The organism is Streptomyces sp. NBC_01244 (genome assembly GCF_035987325.1).
Lineage (GTDB): Bacteria > Actinomycetota > Actinomycetes > Streptomycetales > Streptomycetaceae > Streptomyces.
Map to the genome: position 1 here is coordinate 6,450,139 of NZ_CP108488.1, position 17,076 is coordinate 6,467,214.

11 protein-coding genes are annotated in these 17,076 nt (G+C 70.7%); 3 read left to right on the forward strand and 8 right to left on the reverse strand.

What is annotated here, in order from left to right:
* Nucleotides 1-29: 29 nt before the first annotated feature.
* Together OG247_RS29235 and OG247_RS29240 are read left to right on the forward strand one after the other, a co-directional pair.
* Nucleotides 30-614, forward strand: coding sequence for a DUF6114 domain-containing protein (locus tag OG247_RS29235; protein ID WP_327255005.1), 585 nt, complete (start codon nt 30-32; stop codon nt 612-614).
* Nucleotides 604-1,854, forward strand: coding sequence for a hypothetical protein (locus OG247_RS29240; protein ID WP_327255006.1), 1,251 nt, complete (start codon nt 604-606; stop codon nt 1,852-1,854). Before OG247_RS29235 ends, OG247_RS29240 begins: the two co-directional genes overlap by 11 nt.
* A 129-nt stretch (nt 1,855-1,983) precedes the next feature.
* Here OG247_RS29240 and pyk read toward each other — a convergent pair whose 3' ends face one another.
* The 3 genes from pyk to pta all read right to left on the reverse strand — a co-directional run bounded on the left by pyk (nt 1,984) and on the right by pta (nt 6,826).
* Nucleotides 1,984-3,414: a pyruvate kinase gene (gene pyk / locus OG247_RS29245; protein WP_327255007.1), complete on the reverse strand. Its 1,431-nt coding sequence runs from the start codon at nt 3,412-3,414 to the stop codon at nt 1,984-1,986.
* 63 nt (nt 3,415-3,477) lie between these two features.
* Entirely contained in the window at nt 3,478-4,692 is a 1,215-nt protein-coding gene (locus OG247_RS29250) for an acetate/propionate family kinase (protein WP_327255008.1), read from the reverse strand.
* 52 nt (nt 4,693-4,744) lie between these two features.
* Entirely contained in the window at nt 4,745-6,826 is a 2,082-nt protein-coding gene (gene pta, locus OG247_RS29255; RefSeq protein ID WP_327255009.1) for a phosphate acetyltransferase, read from the reverse strand.
* A gap of 318 nt (nt 6,827-7,144) precedes the next feature.
* Here pta and OG247_RS29260 point away from each other — a divergent pair, with 318 nt between their 5' ends.
* Nucleotides 7,145-8,170 (forward strand): ATP-dependent 6-phosphofructokinase, encoded by a 1,026-nt coding sequence (locus OG247_RS29260; RefSeq protein WP_243336280.1) that lies wholly within the window; start codon nt 7,145-7,147, stop codon nt 8,168-8,170.
* Between the two features lie 157 nt (nt 8,171-8,327).
* Here OG247_RS29260 and OG247_RS29265 read toward each other — a convergent pair whose 3' ends face one another.
* The 5 genes from OG247_RS29265 to OG247_RS29285 all read right to left on the reverse strand — a co-directional run bounded on the left by OG247_RS29265 (nt 8,328) and on the right by OG247_RS29285 (nt 16,988).
* Complete coding sequence (locus tag OG247_RS29265; RefSeq protein WP_327255010.1) at nt 8,328-8,951, reverse strand: helix-turn-helix domain-containing protein; 624 nt, start codon at nt 8,949-8,951, stop codon at nt 8,328-8,330.
* A gap of 397 nt (nt 8,952-9,348) precedes the next feature.
* On the reverse strand, nt 9,349-11,694 hold the full coding sequence (glgB, locus tag OG247_RS29270) for a 1,4-alpha-glucan branching enzyme (protein WP_327255011.1): 2,346 nt from the start codon (nt 11,692-11,694) through the stop codon (nt 9,349-9,351).
* The gene (locus OG247_RS29275; RefSeq protein ID WP_327255012.1) at nt 11,691-13,139 is read right to left on the reverse strand and encodes a maltokinase N-terminal cap-like domain-containing protein; all 1,449 of its coding nucleotides are present in this window, start codon (nt 13,137-13,139) and stop codon (nt 11,691-11,693) included. Before OG247_RS29275 ends, glgB begins: the two co-directional genes overlap by 4 nt.
* A 163-nt stretch (nt 13,140-13,302) precedes the next feature.
* Nucleotides 13,303-14,997, reverse strand: a complete 1,695-nt coding sequence (gene treS / locus OG247_RS29280; RefSeq protein WP_327255013.1) for a maltose alpha-D-glucosyltransferase — start codon at nt 14,995-14,997, stop codon at nt 13,303-13,305.
* Nucleotides 14,994-16,988: an alpha-1,4-glucan--maltose-1-phosphate maltosyltransferase gene (locus OG247_RS29285; RefSeq protein WP_327255014.1), complete on the reverse strand. Its 1,995-nt coding sequence runs from the start codon at nt 16,986-16,988 to the stop codon at nt 14,994-14,996. Before OG247_RS29285 ends, treS begins: the two co-directional genes overlap by 4 nt.
* Nucleotides 16,989-17,076: the final 88 nt, after the last annotated feature.

Sequence of the window (17,076 nt, forward strand, 5' to 3'; positions counted from 1 at the left end):
TACCACCCGTTTCCAGGGAGCTGTTGTCCATGAACCCCCAGGCCCCGGTTTACGTGCGCGCCGAAGACGACGCCTGGCTTACCGCGGTGTACTACCGCTTCCACGCGTGGAGCGGTCACCGCCCCTTCTGGGCGGGTCTGTTCACGCTCCTGAGCGGTGCTCCGATCCTCTACTTCCCCTACGGGGACGTCCGTCTCGGCAATGTCACCCTCGCCATGGCGACGACGACCGGTGCCGGTTCGCTGATCATCGGTGTCCTCCTGGTCACGCTGGGGCTGACGCTCTGGTTCCAGCAGGGTGTACGGATCTTCGCGGGCGTCGCCTCGATCCTGCTGGGACTGGTGTCCATCCCGGTGTCGAACCTCGGCGGTTTCGGTCTGGGCATCATCCTCGCCCTGACCGGCGGAGGCCTCGCACTGTCGTGGGTGCCGGGCAAGCCGGCGCACGAGACAGGCCCGCAGGACGCCAGAGATCCGGCCCACGCCGTGAACCTGGGCAAGGCCGAGGCGATGGCGGGCCCCTACGGGGTCCCGGGACAGCGCGAGACGGAAACGACCGCATACGCGAGCGAGACGACTGCCCACGCCGATGGCGGGAGGAACAGTGCGGGGTGACGAAACGCAACGGGGCGAGGCTCCGGGTGCTGAGTCCCGTGAGAGGAAGGGCCCGCGCCACGCGGCGCCCAGGAAGTCGCTGCTGACCAAGATCCAGATACCCGTCGGCAAGACGATGGCGCTGGCCGCCATGCCGACCGCGGTCTTCGTCGGCATGAGCATGGCGCCGAAGCTGGCCGTGGCCGACGACAAGGACATCCCCTTCGCGCCCGGTCCGTGCGTGACGCGGTCCGACGAGCCCGCGGAGTCGCCCTCCCCGTCGGCATCGAAGAAGCCTTCCAAGACCCCGTCCAAGACTCCGCGGACGACGCCCTCACCGGGCAAGTCGCCCACGACGGTACCTTCGCCGAGCGCCAGCCCGTCGGCGTCGAAGTCCGTCGAGCAGCCCGGCGTCAAGCCGGCGGCGGTCCCCCCGGCGAAGGTGGCGAACCCGCTGGACCCGCTCGGCGTCGGCGACGCGTTCAAGGGTCTGTTCGGCGAGCTCGGCAAGCCCCTCGCGGGCACCCCGGCAGCCCCGGCCCCGACCGCCACCGCGACCAAGGCGTCCGCGCCCGCCGCGGACCCGACCGCGGCCGCGATCCGTGACGCCGCGAAGACGGCAGGCGTCTCGGTCTCGGAGCTCTCCGAGGAGGTCAAGGGCACCAAGGCGACCCCGAAGGACGAGACGGGCAAGTCGAAGCCCAAGCCGAAGCCGAAGCCTGAAACGGCCACGGAGGGCGGGAAGGGCGCGAAGGGCAAGAACGGGAAGGAACCCTTCCCCTGCCCGACCTACGACGCCAAGGCCCTGGCCGACGCCGAAATGGAGCAGGGCATCCCGCTGCTCCCGGACGAGCCCTGGTACCTGGACAGCTCGCTGCTGACCCTCTACGGCCTCGACTACGAGGGCATCGTCGAGGTGAAGACGGCGGGCGGCAAGACCAAGACCGTCCTGAAGTTCACCGCGGACTCGCTGGACATCAAGGACCTCTACCAGACGGTCGGCAAGGGCAAGAACGTCGCCCACCTGAAGTCCCGTCCGGGGTCCACCTCGAAGATCCGCGGGGCCAAGGTGACGATGTACACCGAGAGCCTCAAGGGCAACCTCTTCGGGATCATCCCGATCGAGTTCAGCCCGAAGAGCCCGCCGCCCCTGAACGTCCCGTTCGCGTTCTTCACGAACGCCAAGGTCGTCCAGGCCGGCCAGTTCGGCGGCACCCTGACCGTCCCGGGCCTCAAGAACTACATCGGCCCGGAGGAGTAGACGCGTACGGCCTCGCGCGGCCGCACGCACCGAGGGCGGCACCCGGATCCTCATCGGATCGGGGTGCCGCCCTCGGTCTCTGTGCGGCAGAGGCTGTACGGATGGAGCGAGTGGAGCGGTGCGGCGAGGTCAGTCGCGGGCGCCGCTGCCCAGGTGGTGGACCCGGACCATGTTGGTGGTGCCGGGGACGCCGGGGGGCGAGCCGGCGGTGATGATCATGGTGTCGCCCTTGTTGTACCGCTTGAGCTTGAGCATCTCCACGTCCACCAGGTCGACCATGGAGTCGGTGTTGTCCACGTGCGGGACGACGTAGGACTCGACGCCCCAGCTCAGCGTGAGCTGGTTGCGGGTGCCGGTGTCGGTGGTGAAGGCCAGGATCGGCTGGTTCGCGCGGTAGCGCGACAGGCGGCGGGCGGTGTCACCGGAGTGGGTGAAGGCGACCAGGGCCTTGCCGTCCAGGAAGTCCGCGATCTCGCAGGCCGCGCGGGCGACGGAGCCGCCCTGGGTGCGGGGCTTCTTGCCCGGGACCAGCGGCTGCAGGCCCTTGGACAGGAGCTCCTCCTCGGCCGCCTCGACGATCTTCGACATCGTCTTGACGGTCTCGATCGGGTAGGCGCCGACCGAGGACTCGGCGGACAGCATGACCGCGTCCGCCCCGTCGAGGATCGCGTTGGCGACGTCGGAGGCCTCCGCGCGCGTCGGGCGCGAGTTGGTGATCATCGACTCCATCATCTGGGTCGCGACGATCACCGGCTTGGCGTTGCGGCGGCACATCTCCACGAGGCGCTTCTGCACCATCGGGACCTTCTCGAGCGGGTACTCGACGGCGAGGTCGCCACGGGCGACCATGACCGCGTCGAACGCCGCGACGACGCTCTCCATGTTGGCGACGGCCTGGGGCTTCTCGACCTTGGCGATGACGGGGACCCGGCGGCCCTCCTCGTCCATGACCTTGTGGACGTCCTTGACGTCGTTGGCGTCACGCACGAAGGACAGGGCGACCATGTCGCAGCCCATCCGCAGGGCGAAGCGGAGGTCGTCGACGTCCTTCTCCGACAGGGCGGGGACGTTGACGGCGGCACCCGGCAGGTTGATGCCCTTGTGGTCCGAGATGACACCGCCCTCGATGACGATGGTCTTGACCCGGGGGCCCTCGACCTCGGTCACCCGGAGCTCGACGTTGCCGTCGTTGATCAGGACCTGGTCGCCCTTGGACACGTCGCCCGGCAGACCCTTGTAGGTCGTGCCGCAGATGGACTTGTCGCCCGGGACGTCCTCGGTGGTGATGGTGAACTCGTCACCGCGGACGAGCTCGACGGGACCCTCGGCGAAGGTCTCCAGGCGGATCTTCGGGCCCTGGAGGTCGGCGAGGACGCCGACGGCACGCCCGGTGTCCTCGGACACCTTCCGGACGCGGTCGTACCGCTCCTGGTGTTCTGCCTGGGAGCCGTGGCTGAAGTTGAATCGGGCCACGTTCATACCGGCCTCTACGAGAGCTTTCAGCTGCTCGTAAGAGTCGACGGCGGGGCCCAGCGTGCAGACGATTTTGGAACGGCGCATGGAGCGGATCCTATCGGTTTGTTTCGTAGCGGAATATTCCGTCTGGCGGAAAGTCCAAAGTGACTACCCGGTAACCAGCGCGTACGTCTGGCTGGCGATCTCCAGTTCCTCGTCCGTCGGGACCACGGCCACGGCCACCCGTGCGTACTCCGCGGACACCAGGCGCGGCTCGGGGGACCGTACCGAGTTCGCCTCCAGGTCGAGCGCCAGGCCCAGTTCGGCCAGACCGGCCAGGGCCATCTCCCGGATGTCGGAGGAGTTCTCGCCCACGCCCGCCGTGAAGGCCACCGCGTCCACCCGGCCCAGGACCGCCGAGTAGGCGCCGATGTACTTCTTCAGACGGTGGATGTACGAGGCCAGCGCCAAGCGGGCGGAGGCGTCGCCCTCCGCCGCCCGCCGCTGCACCTCGCGCATGTCGTTGTCGCCGCACAGACCCAGCAGACCGCTCTTCTTGTTGAGCAGCGAGTCGATCTCGTCGATGGACATGCCCCCGACGCGCGCCAGGTGGAAGATGACGGCCGGGTCCAGATCGCCCGAACGGGTGCCCATGACCAGGCCCTCCAGCGGGGTCAGCCCCATGGAGGTCTCCACGCAGACCCCGCCGTGCACGGCCGAGGCCGAGGCGCCGTTGCCCAGGTGGAGGACGATCACGTTCACGTCCTCCTCGGCCTTGCCGAGCAGCTTCGCCGTGGCCCGGGCGACATAGGCGTGCGAGGTGCCGTGGAACCCGTACCGCCGGATGGAGTACTTGTCGGCCGTCGCGGCGTCGATCGCGTACCGCGCCACGTACTCCGGCATGGTCGAGTGGAAGGCCGTGTCGAAGACGGCGACCTGCGGCAGGTCGGGGCGCAGCTCCCGCGCCACCTCGATGCCGGTCACGTTCGCCGGGTTGTGCAGCGGGGCGAGCGGGATCAGGGCGCGGATCTCGGCCAGGACCGCGTCGTCGATCAGCGTCGGGTGGGTGAACTTGGTCCCGCCGTGCACCACCCGGTGGCCCACGGCGGCCAGCTCGGGGGAGTCCAGCCCCAGCCCGTCGGCGGCGAGCTCCGCCGCGACGGCCCGCAGCGCCGCCCCGTGGTCGGCGATCGGACCGGTCGTCACGCGCTTGCCGCCCGCGGCGCCCGGACCGGTCAACGGCTCGTGCACGAGACGGGAGGTCTCCTCGCCGATGCGCTCCACCAGGCCGACCGCGAGGCGGGAGGAGTCCGCCATGTCGAGCAGCTGGTACTTCACCGACGAGGAGCCGGAGTTGAGGACGAGTACGCGCGATGCGGTCACGATGAGGGTCTTTCCTTTGCGGTGGGGGCTCGGGGGCTCGGTGGTGGAGGGCTCAGCCGGCCGCGGGCCGGGACTGCGCCTGGATCGCGGTGATGGCCACGGTGGTGACGATGTCCTGGACCAGGGCGCCGCGCGAGAGGTCGTTGACCGGCTTGCGCAGGCCCTGCAGGACGGGGCCGACCGCCACGGCGCCGGCCGAGCGCTGCACGGCCTTGTACGTGTTGTTGCCGGTGTTGAGGTCCGGGAAGATCAGCACCGTCGCGCGGCCGGCCACCTCGGATTCGGGCAGCTTGGTCGCGGCGACCGAGGGCTCCACGGCGGCGTCGTACTGGATCGGACCCTCGATCAGCAGGTCGGGGCGCTGCTCGCGGACGAGCTCGGTGGCCTTGCGGACCTTGTCCACGTCCGCGCCCGAGCCCGACGTGCCGGTGGAGTACGAGAGCATCGCGATCCGCGGCTCCAGGCCGAAGGCGGCGGCGGTGGTGGCCGACTGGACGGCGATGTCGGCGAGCTGCTCGGCGTTCGGGTCCGGGTTCACGGCGCAGTCGCCGTAGGCGAGGACCTTGTCGGCCAGGCACATGAAGAAGACCGAGGAGACGATGGACGCGTCGGGCTTGGTCTTGATGATCTCGAAGGCCGGGCGGATGGTGGCGGCGGTGGAGTGCACCGAGCCGGAGACCATGCCGTCGGCGAGGCCCTCCTGGACCATCAGGGTGCCGAAGTAGTTGACGTCGGTGACCACGTCGTGGGCCAGCTCGACCGTCATGCCCTTGTGGGCGCGGGCCTTGGCGTAGTACTCGGCGAACCGTTCCCGCAGCGGGGAGGTGGCCGGGTCGATGAGCTGGGCGGCCGAGATGTCGATGCCCAGGTCGGCGGCCTTCTTCAGGATCGCCTGCTCCTCGCCCAGCAAAGTGAGGTCGCAGACCCCGCGGCGCAGCACCACGTCCGCGGCGCGCAGCACGCGCTCCTCGGTGCCCTCGGGGAGGACCACGCGGCGGCGCTCGGCCCGGGCCTGCTCCAGCAGCTGGTTCTCGAACATCATCGGCGTGACCCGCTCGGAGCGGGCCACCGAGAGCACCTCGCGCAGCTCGGCGGTGTCCACGTGGCGCTCGAACAGGCCGAGCGCGGTCTCCAGCTTGCGCGGGGTCGCGGAGTTCAGCCGGCTCTGCAGCGCGAAGAGTTCGGCGGCCGTCGGGAAGCTGTTGCCCGCCACCGAGACCACCGGGGTGCCCGGAGCCAGCTTGGAGGCCAGCGTCAGGATGTCCTTGCCCGGACGCTCGTTCAGCGTCAGCAGCACACCGGCGATCGGCGGGGTGCCGGAGGTGTGCGCGGCGAGCGCGCCGATGACCAGGTCGGAGCGGTCTCCGGGGGTGACGACCAGGCAGCCGGGGGTCAGGGCGTTGAGGAAGTTCGGCAGCATCGCCCCGCCGAAGACGAAGTCCAGGGCGTCGCGGGCCAGTCCGGCCTCGTCGCCGAGGAGCACCTCGCCGCCGAGCGCCCGGGTGATCTGGGCGACCGTCGGGGCGGACAGGTGCTTGTCGTCCGGCAGGACGTAGCAGGGCACGGGCAGTCTGGCGGCCAGGCGCTCGGCTATCACCTCGCGGTCCTCGGCGGCCACCCGGTTGACGACCATCGCGCCCACGTGGCAGCCCAGGGCCTCGTACGCGCGGTAGGCGTTGCGGGTCTCGGCGCGCACGGCCTCGGCCGGGTGCTTGGTGCCGCCCACGACGGGGATGACCAGCGCGCCCAGCTCGTTGGCGAGGCGGGCGTTGAGCGCGAGCTCGTCCGGGAGGTTGGTGTCGGCGTAGTCGGTGCCGAGGACCAGCATGACCTCGTAGTCGCGCGCCACCTTCTGGTAGCGGCCGACGAGCTGGGAGACCAGTTCGTCGGTGCCCTTCTCGGCCAGGATGGCGGAGGCCTCGTGGTACTCCATGCCGTAGGCCGTCGCGGAGTCCTGGTCGATCCGGTACCGGGCCTTGAGCAGGTCGAAGAGCCGGTCGGGCCCGTCGTGCAGCAGGGGGCGGTACACGCCCACCCGGCCGGTCTGGCGGGTCAGGAGCTCCATGATGCCCAGCTCGACGACCTGGCGGCCGTCCCCCCGCTCGATACCCGTCACGTACACGCTGCGCGTCACGCGTGCTCTCCGTCCCAATTCGAGTCGGTTGTCCCAGTAAATATGGGCTTGACCTCTTGACAATACCCCTGCGATTCCTTAGGGCGCCCGCCGGGAGAAGGGCCTGCCGGAGGGGGCCGAAAGGCCCTGTGGGCCTCCCGGGGGCGGCATGCCACAGAGCGCGCTTCACCCGGAGCCCGTGGAACAATCGGACAGGCTTCATCAATACGCCCTCACAGGGCACCCCCTATGGCACCTCATACGGCACCTCATATGTCCCCTGACCGGGCGCCCGCACGCGAACGGCCAGGTACGACCAGGAGCAGGAGACACAGCACGATGCGTATCGGAGTTCTCACCGCAGGCGGCGACTGCCCGGGCCTGAACGCTGTCATCCGGTCGGTCGTACACCGTGCCGTGGTCGGGCACGGGGACGAGGTCATCGGCTTCGAGGACGGCTTCAAGGGCCTCCTCGACGGCAACTTCCGCCCTCTCGACATCAACGCGGTCAGCGGCATCCTCGCCCGCGGCGGCACGATCCTCGGATCGGCCCGCATGGAGCGCGCCCGCCTCCACGAGGCGGCCGAGAACGCGGTCGAACTGGCCAAGCGCTACGGCATCGACGCCCTGATCCCGATCGGCGGCGAGGGCACCCTGACGGCCGCCCGGATGCTGTCGGACGCCGGCATGCCGGTCGTCGGCGTACCGAAGACCATCGACAACGACATCTCCTCCACCGACCGCACCTTCGGCTTCGACACCGCCGTCATGGTCGCCACGGAGGCCATCGACCGCCTCAAGACCACCGCCGAATCGCACCAGCGCGTGATGGTCGTCGAGGTCATGGGCCGGCACGCGGGCTGGATCGCCCTGGAGTCCGGCATGGCCGGCGGCGCCCACGGCATCTGCCTGCCGGAGCGCCCCTTCGAGGTGGACGCCCTGGTCAAGATGGTGGAGGAACGATTCGCCCGCGGTAAGAAGTTCGCCGTCATCTGCGTGGCCGAAGGCGCGCACCCGGGCGAGGGCTCCATGCCCTACGAGAAGGGCGCGATCGACCAGTACGGCCACGAGCGCTTCGCCGGCATCGGCAACCGCCTCGCCGTCGAGCTGGAGCGGCGCCTGGGCAAGGAAGCCCGCCCGGTCATCCTCGGTCACGTCCAGCGCGGCGGCACCCCCACCGCCTACGACCGCGTCCTCGCGACCCGCTTCGGCTGGCACGCGGTCGAGGGCGTCCACCGCGGCGACTTCGGCAACATGACCGCCCTGCGCGGCACCGACATCGTCATGGCCCCGCTGGCCGACGCCGTCACCGAGCTGAAGACCGTCCCCGAGGACCGCATGTACGAGGCCGAGTCCGTCTTCTGACCTTCCCGGCGGGGACTTCCGTCACCGATCCGGGCCGCCGACCGGCCCCCGGAGCGGGACCCCCGCCCCCAGTTCGGGCGCCGAAAGGCCCCGATCGCGTCCTCGTCCGGACGCGGTCGGGGCCTTTCCCGCAGGGAGCCCGCGGGCGAAATGTGTCCTACGACGCACCCCCCGCGAGGTACCAGAACCGCTCCACGATCTCGCCCAGGTACTCACGTCCCGAGTCGCCGCTGCCGGCCTCGCCCTGCCCGCCGCCCCAGCTCAGGGTCGCCACCATCCGGGACTGGTACTCGGCGTGCAGCTGCTCCAGCACCCGCTCCAGGTGCGACTTCGGCACCGGAAGCAGCTTGGTCAGCGGTTTCACGTACGCCTGCCAGCGCGTGGTCACCGCGCTGCGCAGCAGCTCGGCCAGCTCCTCGTGCTTGCCGGTCGCCGTCACGAACTGGGCCAGCGTCAGCCCCAGGGCCGTCGCCAGCGCGGCGGACTGCCGCTCGTTGCCCTTCCAGCGGCCGGTGTCCTCCATCTTCTGGTACGCACCCGCCTCCACACCGACCCGGCGGGCCAGGTCTTCGGCGGCCAGGCCCCGGGCGATGCGGTGCTCCCGCAGGGTGACGGGCTCCGCGAGCAGCTCGCCGGGGGAACACCAGAGCACGCCGGCCAGGGCGGTGAGTTCGGGGGAGGTGGGCGAAATCTCGCCACGCTCCCACGCCATCACGGTCTCGGGAGTGACGAGCAGTCCGTACTGGGCGCGCAGGCCATAGGCGACATGACCGGGAGCCATGCCCAGGGCAGCGCGGAGACGACGCGCGGCGGGGGCATTGAAAGGGGGGCTGGAGTGCACATGGCACACCGTAGGAGTGGCCGAGGCACGGCGACTACAGACCAATCAAACAAGCCCATAACTCGTAGGAACGTCCTATGGAGTAAAGGGCTTTGGACGGTTTTCCCTGCGACTGTCCGGTAATCGGATCGATGCGCGACGCGCACGTGATCCACTTCCAAGCGTACGTTTCCGGCCGCCCGTAGCGATAGCCCCGTGCGTGATCCCCCTCACACGATCGCAGCGACCCGAACCGGCCACTGGGCCACCCCGTGCTCCATGAGGTGGAGGCCCTCGCTCACGGGGGTGGCGAGGGCCTCCGGCCCGTCCGTCGGGAACGGGAAAGGGGGGCTCGCGGCTACCGCCGCGGCAGGGGCCGGAGCCAGACCGTCGCCAGCGGCGGGAGGGTCAGGCGCAGGCTGGCCGGGCGGCCTTGTGCCGGTACCGGTTCGGGGCGCAGCGGCTGGGTGTGGTGGACGCCGCTGCCGCCGTAGGACTCCAGGTCGGTGTTCAGCACCTCCCGCCACAGCGGCACCTCCTCCGGGACGCCGATCCGGTACCCGTGCCGGACCACCGGCGAGAAGTTCGAGACGCACAGCAGCTGCGAGCCGTCCTGCGCGAAGCGGAGGAAGGCGAAGACGTTGTCCTCCGCCGCGTCCGCCTCCACCCACGCGAACCCCTCCGGCACCGTGTCCCGCTCCCACAGGGCGGGCGCCGCCCGGTAGGTGCGGTTCAGGTCGCCCACGAGGCTGCGTACGCCCCGGTGGTCACCGGCCGCCGCGTACGAGGAGTCCAGCAGCCACCAGTCCGGCCCGTACGTCTCGGACCACTCCGACCCCTGGGCGAACTCCTGCCCCATGAAGAGCAGCTGCTTGCCCGGGTGGGCCCACATGAAGCCCAGGTACGCCCGGTGCGCCGCCCGCTGCTGCCACCAGTCGCCGGGCATCTTCGACACCAGCGAGCCCTTGCCGTGCACCACCTCGTCGTGGGAGATCGGCAGCACGTAGTTCTCGCTGAACGCGTAGACCATCCCGAAGGTCATGTCGTGGTGGTGGTACTTGCGGTGCACCGACTCCTTGGAGGCGTAGCGCAGCGTGTCGTGCATCCAGCCCATGTTCCACTTCAGGCCGAAGCCGAGCCCGCCCCCGTCGGTGGGCCGGGTGACGCCCGGCCACGCCGTGGACTCCTCGGCGATCGTCACCACGCCCGGGCAGCGCCGGTAGACGGTCGCGTTCATCTCCTGGAGCATCGCCACCGCGTCCAGGTTCTCCCGGCCGCCGTGCTCGTTCGGGGTCCACTCGCCGTCCTTGCGCGAGTAGTCCAGATAGAGCATCGAGGCCACCGCGTCCACCCGCAGCCCGTCCACGTGGAACTCCTGGCACCAGTACACGGCATTGGCCACCAGGAAGTTCCGCACCTCCCGGCGCCCGTAGTCGAACTCCAGCGTCCCCCAGTCCGGGTGCGCGGCCCGCTGCGGGTCGTGGTGCTCGTACAGCGGCCGCCCGTCGAACTCGGCGAGCGCCCAGTCGTCGCGCGGGAAGTGCGCCGGCACCCAGTCGACGATCACCCCGATCCCGGCCCGGTGCAGCGCGTCCACCAGGAAGCGGAAGTCGTCCGGGGTGCCCATCCGGGAGGTCGGCGCGTAGAAGCCGGTGACCTGGTAGCCCCAGGAGCCGCCGAAGGGGTGCTCGGCGACCGGCATCAGCTCCACGTGCGTGAAGCCGAGCTCCGTCACGTACGCGGGCAGCTGCTCGGCCAGCTGCCGGTAGGAGAGGCCGGGCCGCCAGGACGCCAGGTGCAGCTCGTACACCGAGAAGGGGGCCTGGTGCGGCGGGCGCTCCCCGCGCGAGGCCATCCACTCGGCGTCCTGCCAGACGTAGGAGGAGGCCGTCACCACCGAGGCGTTGGCCGGCGGGACCTCGGCGTGCTTCGCCATCGGGTCGGCGCGCAGGGTGTGCGAGCCGTCCGGGCGGGTGATGTCGTACTTGTACAGGGCGCCCTCGCCGACGCCGGGCAGGAACAGCTCCCACACGCCGGTCGCCCCGAGCGAGCGCATCGGGTAGGCGACCGAGTCCCAGTACGAGAAGTCCCCGCTGACCCGTACCCCCTGCGCGTTCGGCGCCCACACCGTGAACCGGGTGCCCGCCACGCCCTGGTGCTCCATCGGCTCCGCGCCGAGCGCCGTCCACAGCTCCTCGTGCCGGCCCTCACCGATGAGGTGCAGGTCGAGCTCGCCGAGTGCGGGCAGGAACCGGTAGGGGTCGTGGACCTCCACCTCGTCGCTGTCGTACGTCACCAGCAGCCGGTAGTCCGGCACCCCGGTCAGCGGCAGCAGCCCGGCGAACAGCCCGTCGCCCTCGTCCAGGAGCTCGGCCCGCAGCCCCTTGGCGACGATGGTGACCGCCTTCGCGTACGGACGCAGCACCCGGAAGGACACCCCGCCCCGCCGGGTACGGGCCCCGAGCACCCCGTGCGGATCGTGGTGGCGGCCCTCCAGCAGCCGGGCCCGCTCCTCCGCGCCCAGCGCCGGCACCGGCCGGACCCCGCGCGGCGGGGCCTCCCGCCGTGCCCTGGGGGCCCGGGCCTTCTTCACGGGTTCGCGAACGGGGGCTGAGCCCGTGACAGGGGCCGCTGTGGCAGCGCCGGTGACAGGGGCTGTGGCCTCGTCGCGGACGGTCGGTGACGGCTGTCGTGCGGCGCTCACGCGAGCGGCCTCCTCGGGGGCTTCGGGTGGTGGGGGGTGGTGGATCCGGGGACGGGGGGATGCGTGCGGTGGGAGGGGGGACGCTGCGGCTCCGAAAGCCGCCGGATGGCCGCCATCGGCACGTGCAGCCAGTCGGGCCGGTGCCGGGACTCGTAGCGGGCCTCGTACACCGCCTTGTCGGTCTCGTAGGCGCGCAGGAGTACGGGGTCCTCGCGCGGGTCCCGGCCGGTCGTGCGGGCGTAGCCCTCGCAGAAGGCGGCCCGGCAGTCGTCCGCCCAGGCGGGGGCGAACGGCCGGTGCGAGCGGGCCGCGTAGTCGAAGGAGCGCAGTATCCCGGCGATGTCCCGGACCGCCGGTTCGGGGCGGCGCCGGTCGGCCAGCGGCCGGGCCGGCTCGCCCTCGAAGTCGATCAGTGCCCAGCTGCCGTCGGCGGTGCGCAGGGTCTGGCCCAGGTGCAGGTCCCCGTGGATCCGCTGGGCGGGCACCCCGGCCCCGCGGGAGGCGGCCAGCGCGTCGAAGGCGCCGCGCAGCCCCGCCTCGTAGGGGCGCAGGGCCGGTACCTCGCGGGCGGTGGCGGCGAGCCGGGCCGTCATCCCGGCGGCCAGCCGGGCCGTCTGCTCCGGGCCCAGGGCGATGGTGGGCAGGGCCCCGGCCAGCGCGCTGTGCACCTCGGCGGTGGCCCGGCCCAGCGCGTGCGCCTCGGCGGTGAAGTCGGCGCCGGTGCGCAGCCGGTGCAGCGCGAGCTGCCAGCCGTCGTCGGAGCCGCGCAGGTACGGCTGGAGCACGCCCAGGGTCAGCGGTTCGGAGCCGGGCAGCTCGGCCTCGTACCAGGCGACCGGCGCGGGCACCCGGGCGCAGCCGGCCGCGGCCAGGGCCCGGGGCAGCTCCAGGTCGGGGTTGACTCCGGGGCCGACCCGTCTGAAGACTTTCAGGATGTACGAATCCCCGTAGATCAGGGAGGAGTTGGTCTGTTCACCGGCCAGCGGCCGGGGGGTGGGGGCCTCGGGGATCACGGCGGCCGGATCCCGGTCGAAGCGCAGCGGGCCCAGGGTGCCGGGGGAGCGCAGCCGCTCCAGCAGCAGCGAGGCGAGCCGCGGATCGCCCAGGCCCTCGTAGACCGACTGGCCGGCGTACGGGCCCTGCTCGGCGCGGCCGATCAGCGCGGGCGCGAGGGCCGGCGGCAGCGGGCTCGGGCGGATGCCGAGCAGGAGCTGGTAGCAGTCCCCGTCCACGTCCAGCAGCAGGTGCAGGAGTCCGGGGGCCGACCCGGGCGGGAGCAGTTCGGCCGCCGAGATGGCCCTGAGTCGTCCGATGGCGCGGCCTTTGCCCGCGAACCAGCGCTGCGCGGGCAGCCAGGCCCGCAGCATCGGCTCCAGTGGGCCGAGCCCGAGTCCGGTGGCCCGGTCGGCGGTGAGCCGATCCCGGGCGGATGCAGCCTCCGACATGGCGTCGCGTCCTTTCCCCGGGCCGTCAAAGAATGCGCAGAGTGTCCCGGATCGCGGTGTTTGCTGCTCCGGTGTGAGCGAGTGTCGGGTCAGAAAGGTCCGTACAGGGGCGGGCGATTGACCCATTCGCCCGCCCTCGTGCGTCGTCACTCCGAGCGGGACTTCACTCCGAGCGCAGGCGGAACCAGTAGAAGCCGTGGCCCGCCAGGGTCAGCAGGTACGGCCATTCGCCGATCGGCGGGAAACGGACGTCGCCGGTGAGTTCCACCGGGACCCGCCCGTTGAACGACCGCAGGTCCAGCTCGGTGGGCTGCGCGAAGCGCGAGAAGTTGTGCACGCACAGCACCAGGTCGTCCCCGTACTCACGGAGGAAGGCCAGCACCGCCGGGTTGGACGAAGGCAGTTCGGTGTACGAACCGAGCCCGAAGGCCGGGTTGGCCTTGCGGACCTCGATCATCCGGCGGGTCCAGTGCAGCAGCGAAGAGGGTGAGGCCATCGCCGCTTCGACATTGGTCACCTGGTACCCGTGGACCGGGTCCATGATGACCGGCAGATTCAGCCTGCCCGGATCGCACGAGGAGAAACCGGCGTTGCGGTCCGGCGTCCACTGCATCGGCGTGCGCACGCCGTCGCGGTCGCCGAGCCAGATGTTGTCGCCCATGCCGATCTCGTCGCCGTAGTACAGCACCGGCGAACCGGGCAGCGACAGCAGCAGGGCGGTGAACAGCTCCATCTGGTTGCGGTCGTTGTCCAGCAGGGGGGCGAGCCGGCGCCGGATGCCGATGTTGGCCCGCATCCGCGGGTCCTTGGCGTACTCGGCGTACATGTAGTCGCGCTCTTCGTCGGTGACCATCTCGAGGGTGAGCTCGTCGTGGTTGCGCAGGAAGATGCCCCACTGGCAGCGGTCGGGGATCGCCGGGGTCTTCGCCAGGATTTCGGAGACCGGATAGCGCGACTCTCTTCGCACCGCCATGAAGATGCGCGGCATGACGGGGAAGTGGAAGGCCATGTGGCACTCGTCCCCGCCCTTCTGGAAGTCCCCGAAGTAGTCGACGACGTCCTCGGGCCACTGGTTGGCCTCGGCGAGCAGCACGGTGTCCGGGTAGTGCGCGTCGATCTCGGCGCGGACCGCCTTGAGGAGGGTGTGCGTGCGCGGCAGGTTCTCGCAGTTGGTGCCCTCCTCGGCGTACAGGTAGGGCACGGCGTCGAGGCGGAAGCCGTCGATCCCGAGGTCGAGCCAGAAGCGCAGCGCGGAGACGATCTCCTCGACCACGGCCGGGTTCTCGTAGTTGAGGTCCGGCTGGTGGGAGAAGAACCGGTGCCAGTAGTACTGCTTGCGGACCGGGTCGTACGTCCAGTTCGAGGTCTCGGTGTCGACGAAGATGATGCGGGCGTCCTGGAACTGCTTGTCGTTGTCGGCCCACATGTAGTAGTCGCCGTACGGCCCGTCCGGGTCCTTGCGGGACTGCTGGAACCACTCGTGCTGATCGCTCGTGTGGTTCATCACGAAGTCGATGATCACCCGCATGCCGCGGGTGTGCGCCGCGTCCACGAACTCCACGAAGTCGGCGAGGTCGCCGAATTCGGGCAGCACGGAGGTGTAGTCGGCGACGTCGTAGCCCCCGTCGCGCAGGGGAGAGGCGAAGAACGGCGGGAGCCACAGGCAGTCGACGCCGAGCCACTGGAGGTAGTCCAGCTTGGCGGTGAGCCCCTTGAGGTCACCCACGCCGTCGCCGTTGCTGTCGTGGAAGGACCGTACGAGGACCTCGTAGAACACCGCCCGCTTGAACCAGTCGGGGTCTCGGTCCTTGGCGGGGGTGTCCTCGAAGGTGTCGGGGACGGGATCGTTGATCATCATGAGATGGGTGACCCTCCGGTGGGCGGGGACGGTCGCAGAGCCGCCAGTACGTGCGCGGGCGTGCGGCCCGGTTCCAGGCGCACGTAGTTGGCCCTGCCCCAGTGATAGGTCTCGCCGGTGAGCTCGTCGCGCACCGCGAGGGACCCGTGCCAGTCGAGGCCGAGTACCGGCATGTCCAACGAGACCGTCGCCTCCTGGGTGTGGTGCGGATCGAGGTTGACGACCACCAGTACGGAATTGCTCCCCGCGTGCTTCGAATAGGCGATCACCTGTTCGTTGTCGGTCGGGTGGAAATGGATGTCGCGGAGCTGCTGGAGCGCCGGGTTGCGCCGGCGCAGCCGGTTCAGGGAGGTGATCAGCGGGGCGATCGTGCGGCCCTCGCGGTCGGCGGCGGCCCAGTCGCGCGGGCGCAGCTCGTACTTCTCGGAGTTCAGGTACTCCTCGCTGCCCTCCTTGGCCGGGGTGTTCTCGCAGAGCTCGTAACCGGCGTAGACCCCCCAGGTCGGGGAGAGCGTGGCGGCGAGGACCGCGCGGATCTCGAAGGCGGGGCGGCCGCCGTGCTGAAGGTATGCGTGCAGGATGTCGGGGGTGTTGACGAAGAAATTCGGCCGCATGACGGAGGCGGAGCGGGTGTCCGCGAGCTCGGTCACGTACGCGGTCAGCTCGGCCTTGGTGTTGCGCCAGGTGAAGTACGTGTAGGACTGCTGGAAGCCGACGGCGGCGAGCGCCCGCATCATCGCGGGGCGGGTGAAGGCCTCGGCGAGGAAGATCACGTCGGGGTCGGACTTGTTGATGTCCGCGATCACCTTCTGCCAGAAGACCACCGGCTTGGTGTGCGGGTTGTCGACCCGGAAGATCCGGACCCCGTGCTCCATCCAGTGCCGCAGGATCCGCACCGTCTCCTCGACGATGCCGGCCATGTCGGAGTCGAAGTGGATGGGGACGATGTCCTGGTACTTCTTCGGCGGGTTCTCCGCGTACGCGATCGTCCCGTCGGCGCGGTGGCGGAACCACTCCGGGTGCTTCTCCACCCACGGGTGGTCCGGGGAGCACTGCAGGGCGAAGTCGAGCGCCACCTCGATGCGCAGCTCGCGGGCCTTGGCGACGAAGGCGTCGAAGTCCTCCAGGGTGCCGAGCTCGGGGTGGACCGCGTCGTGGCCGCCCTCGGTGGAGCCGATGGCCCAGGGCACGCCCGGATCCCAACTCCCGGCGGACAGCGTGTTGTTCGGGCCCTTGCGGCAGGTGCTCCCGATCGGGTGGATGGGCGGCAGGTACACCACGTCGAAGCCCATCGCCGCGATGGCCGGCAGCCGCTCGGCGGCGGTCGTGAAGGTCCCGCTGACGGGAGCCCCGCCGGGCTCCAGCACCGCCCCCTCCGACCGGGGGAACAGCTCGTACCAGGACCCGAAGAGGGCCCGCTTGCGCTCGATCAGCAGCGGCAGCGGCTTGGAGGCCGTCACCAGCTCCCGGAGCGGACGCTTCGCGAGCAGCGCGTCGATCCGGGGGCCGAGGGCGGCCGCGTACCGTTCGGCGACGGGCCGGTCCTCGTCGCGCATCACGTCCGCGGCGGCCAGCACGTGCTCGCGGCCGTCGCGCTTGGGGATCTTGGCGGCGGCCCGCTCGTAGAGCTCGGCGCCCTCCAGGAGGGTGAGCCCGGTGTCGATCCCGGCCGGGATCTTCACCGCCGCGTGGGCCCGCCAGGTGCCCACCGGGTCGCTCCACGCCTCGACGGTGTACGTCCACCTCCCCTCGACCTCGGCGGACACCCGGGCCCCCCACCGGTCGGTGCCGGGAGCGAGCTCGGACAGGGACACGGGCGGCCGCAGCCGTCCGCTCGGATCTCGGAGCACGACATGGGCCGCCACGGCGTCGTGCCCCTCGCGGAACACGGTGGCGGAAATCTCGAAGACCTCGTCCACGACCGCCTTGGCGGGTCTGACGCCGCAGTCGACGGCGGGGCGGACGTCCAGCACGGGAATGCGACCGATCATGATGGGATCACCTGGGGGCAGTTCGCAGGGCTCGGTGACAACAGGCCAGCCGGCAAGGCAGCTGGTAGTGCACGCTCTGTTCGCTCTG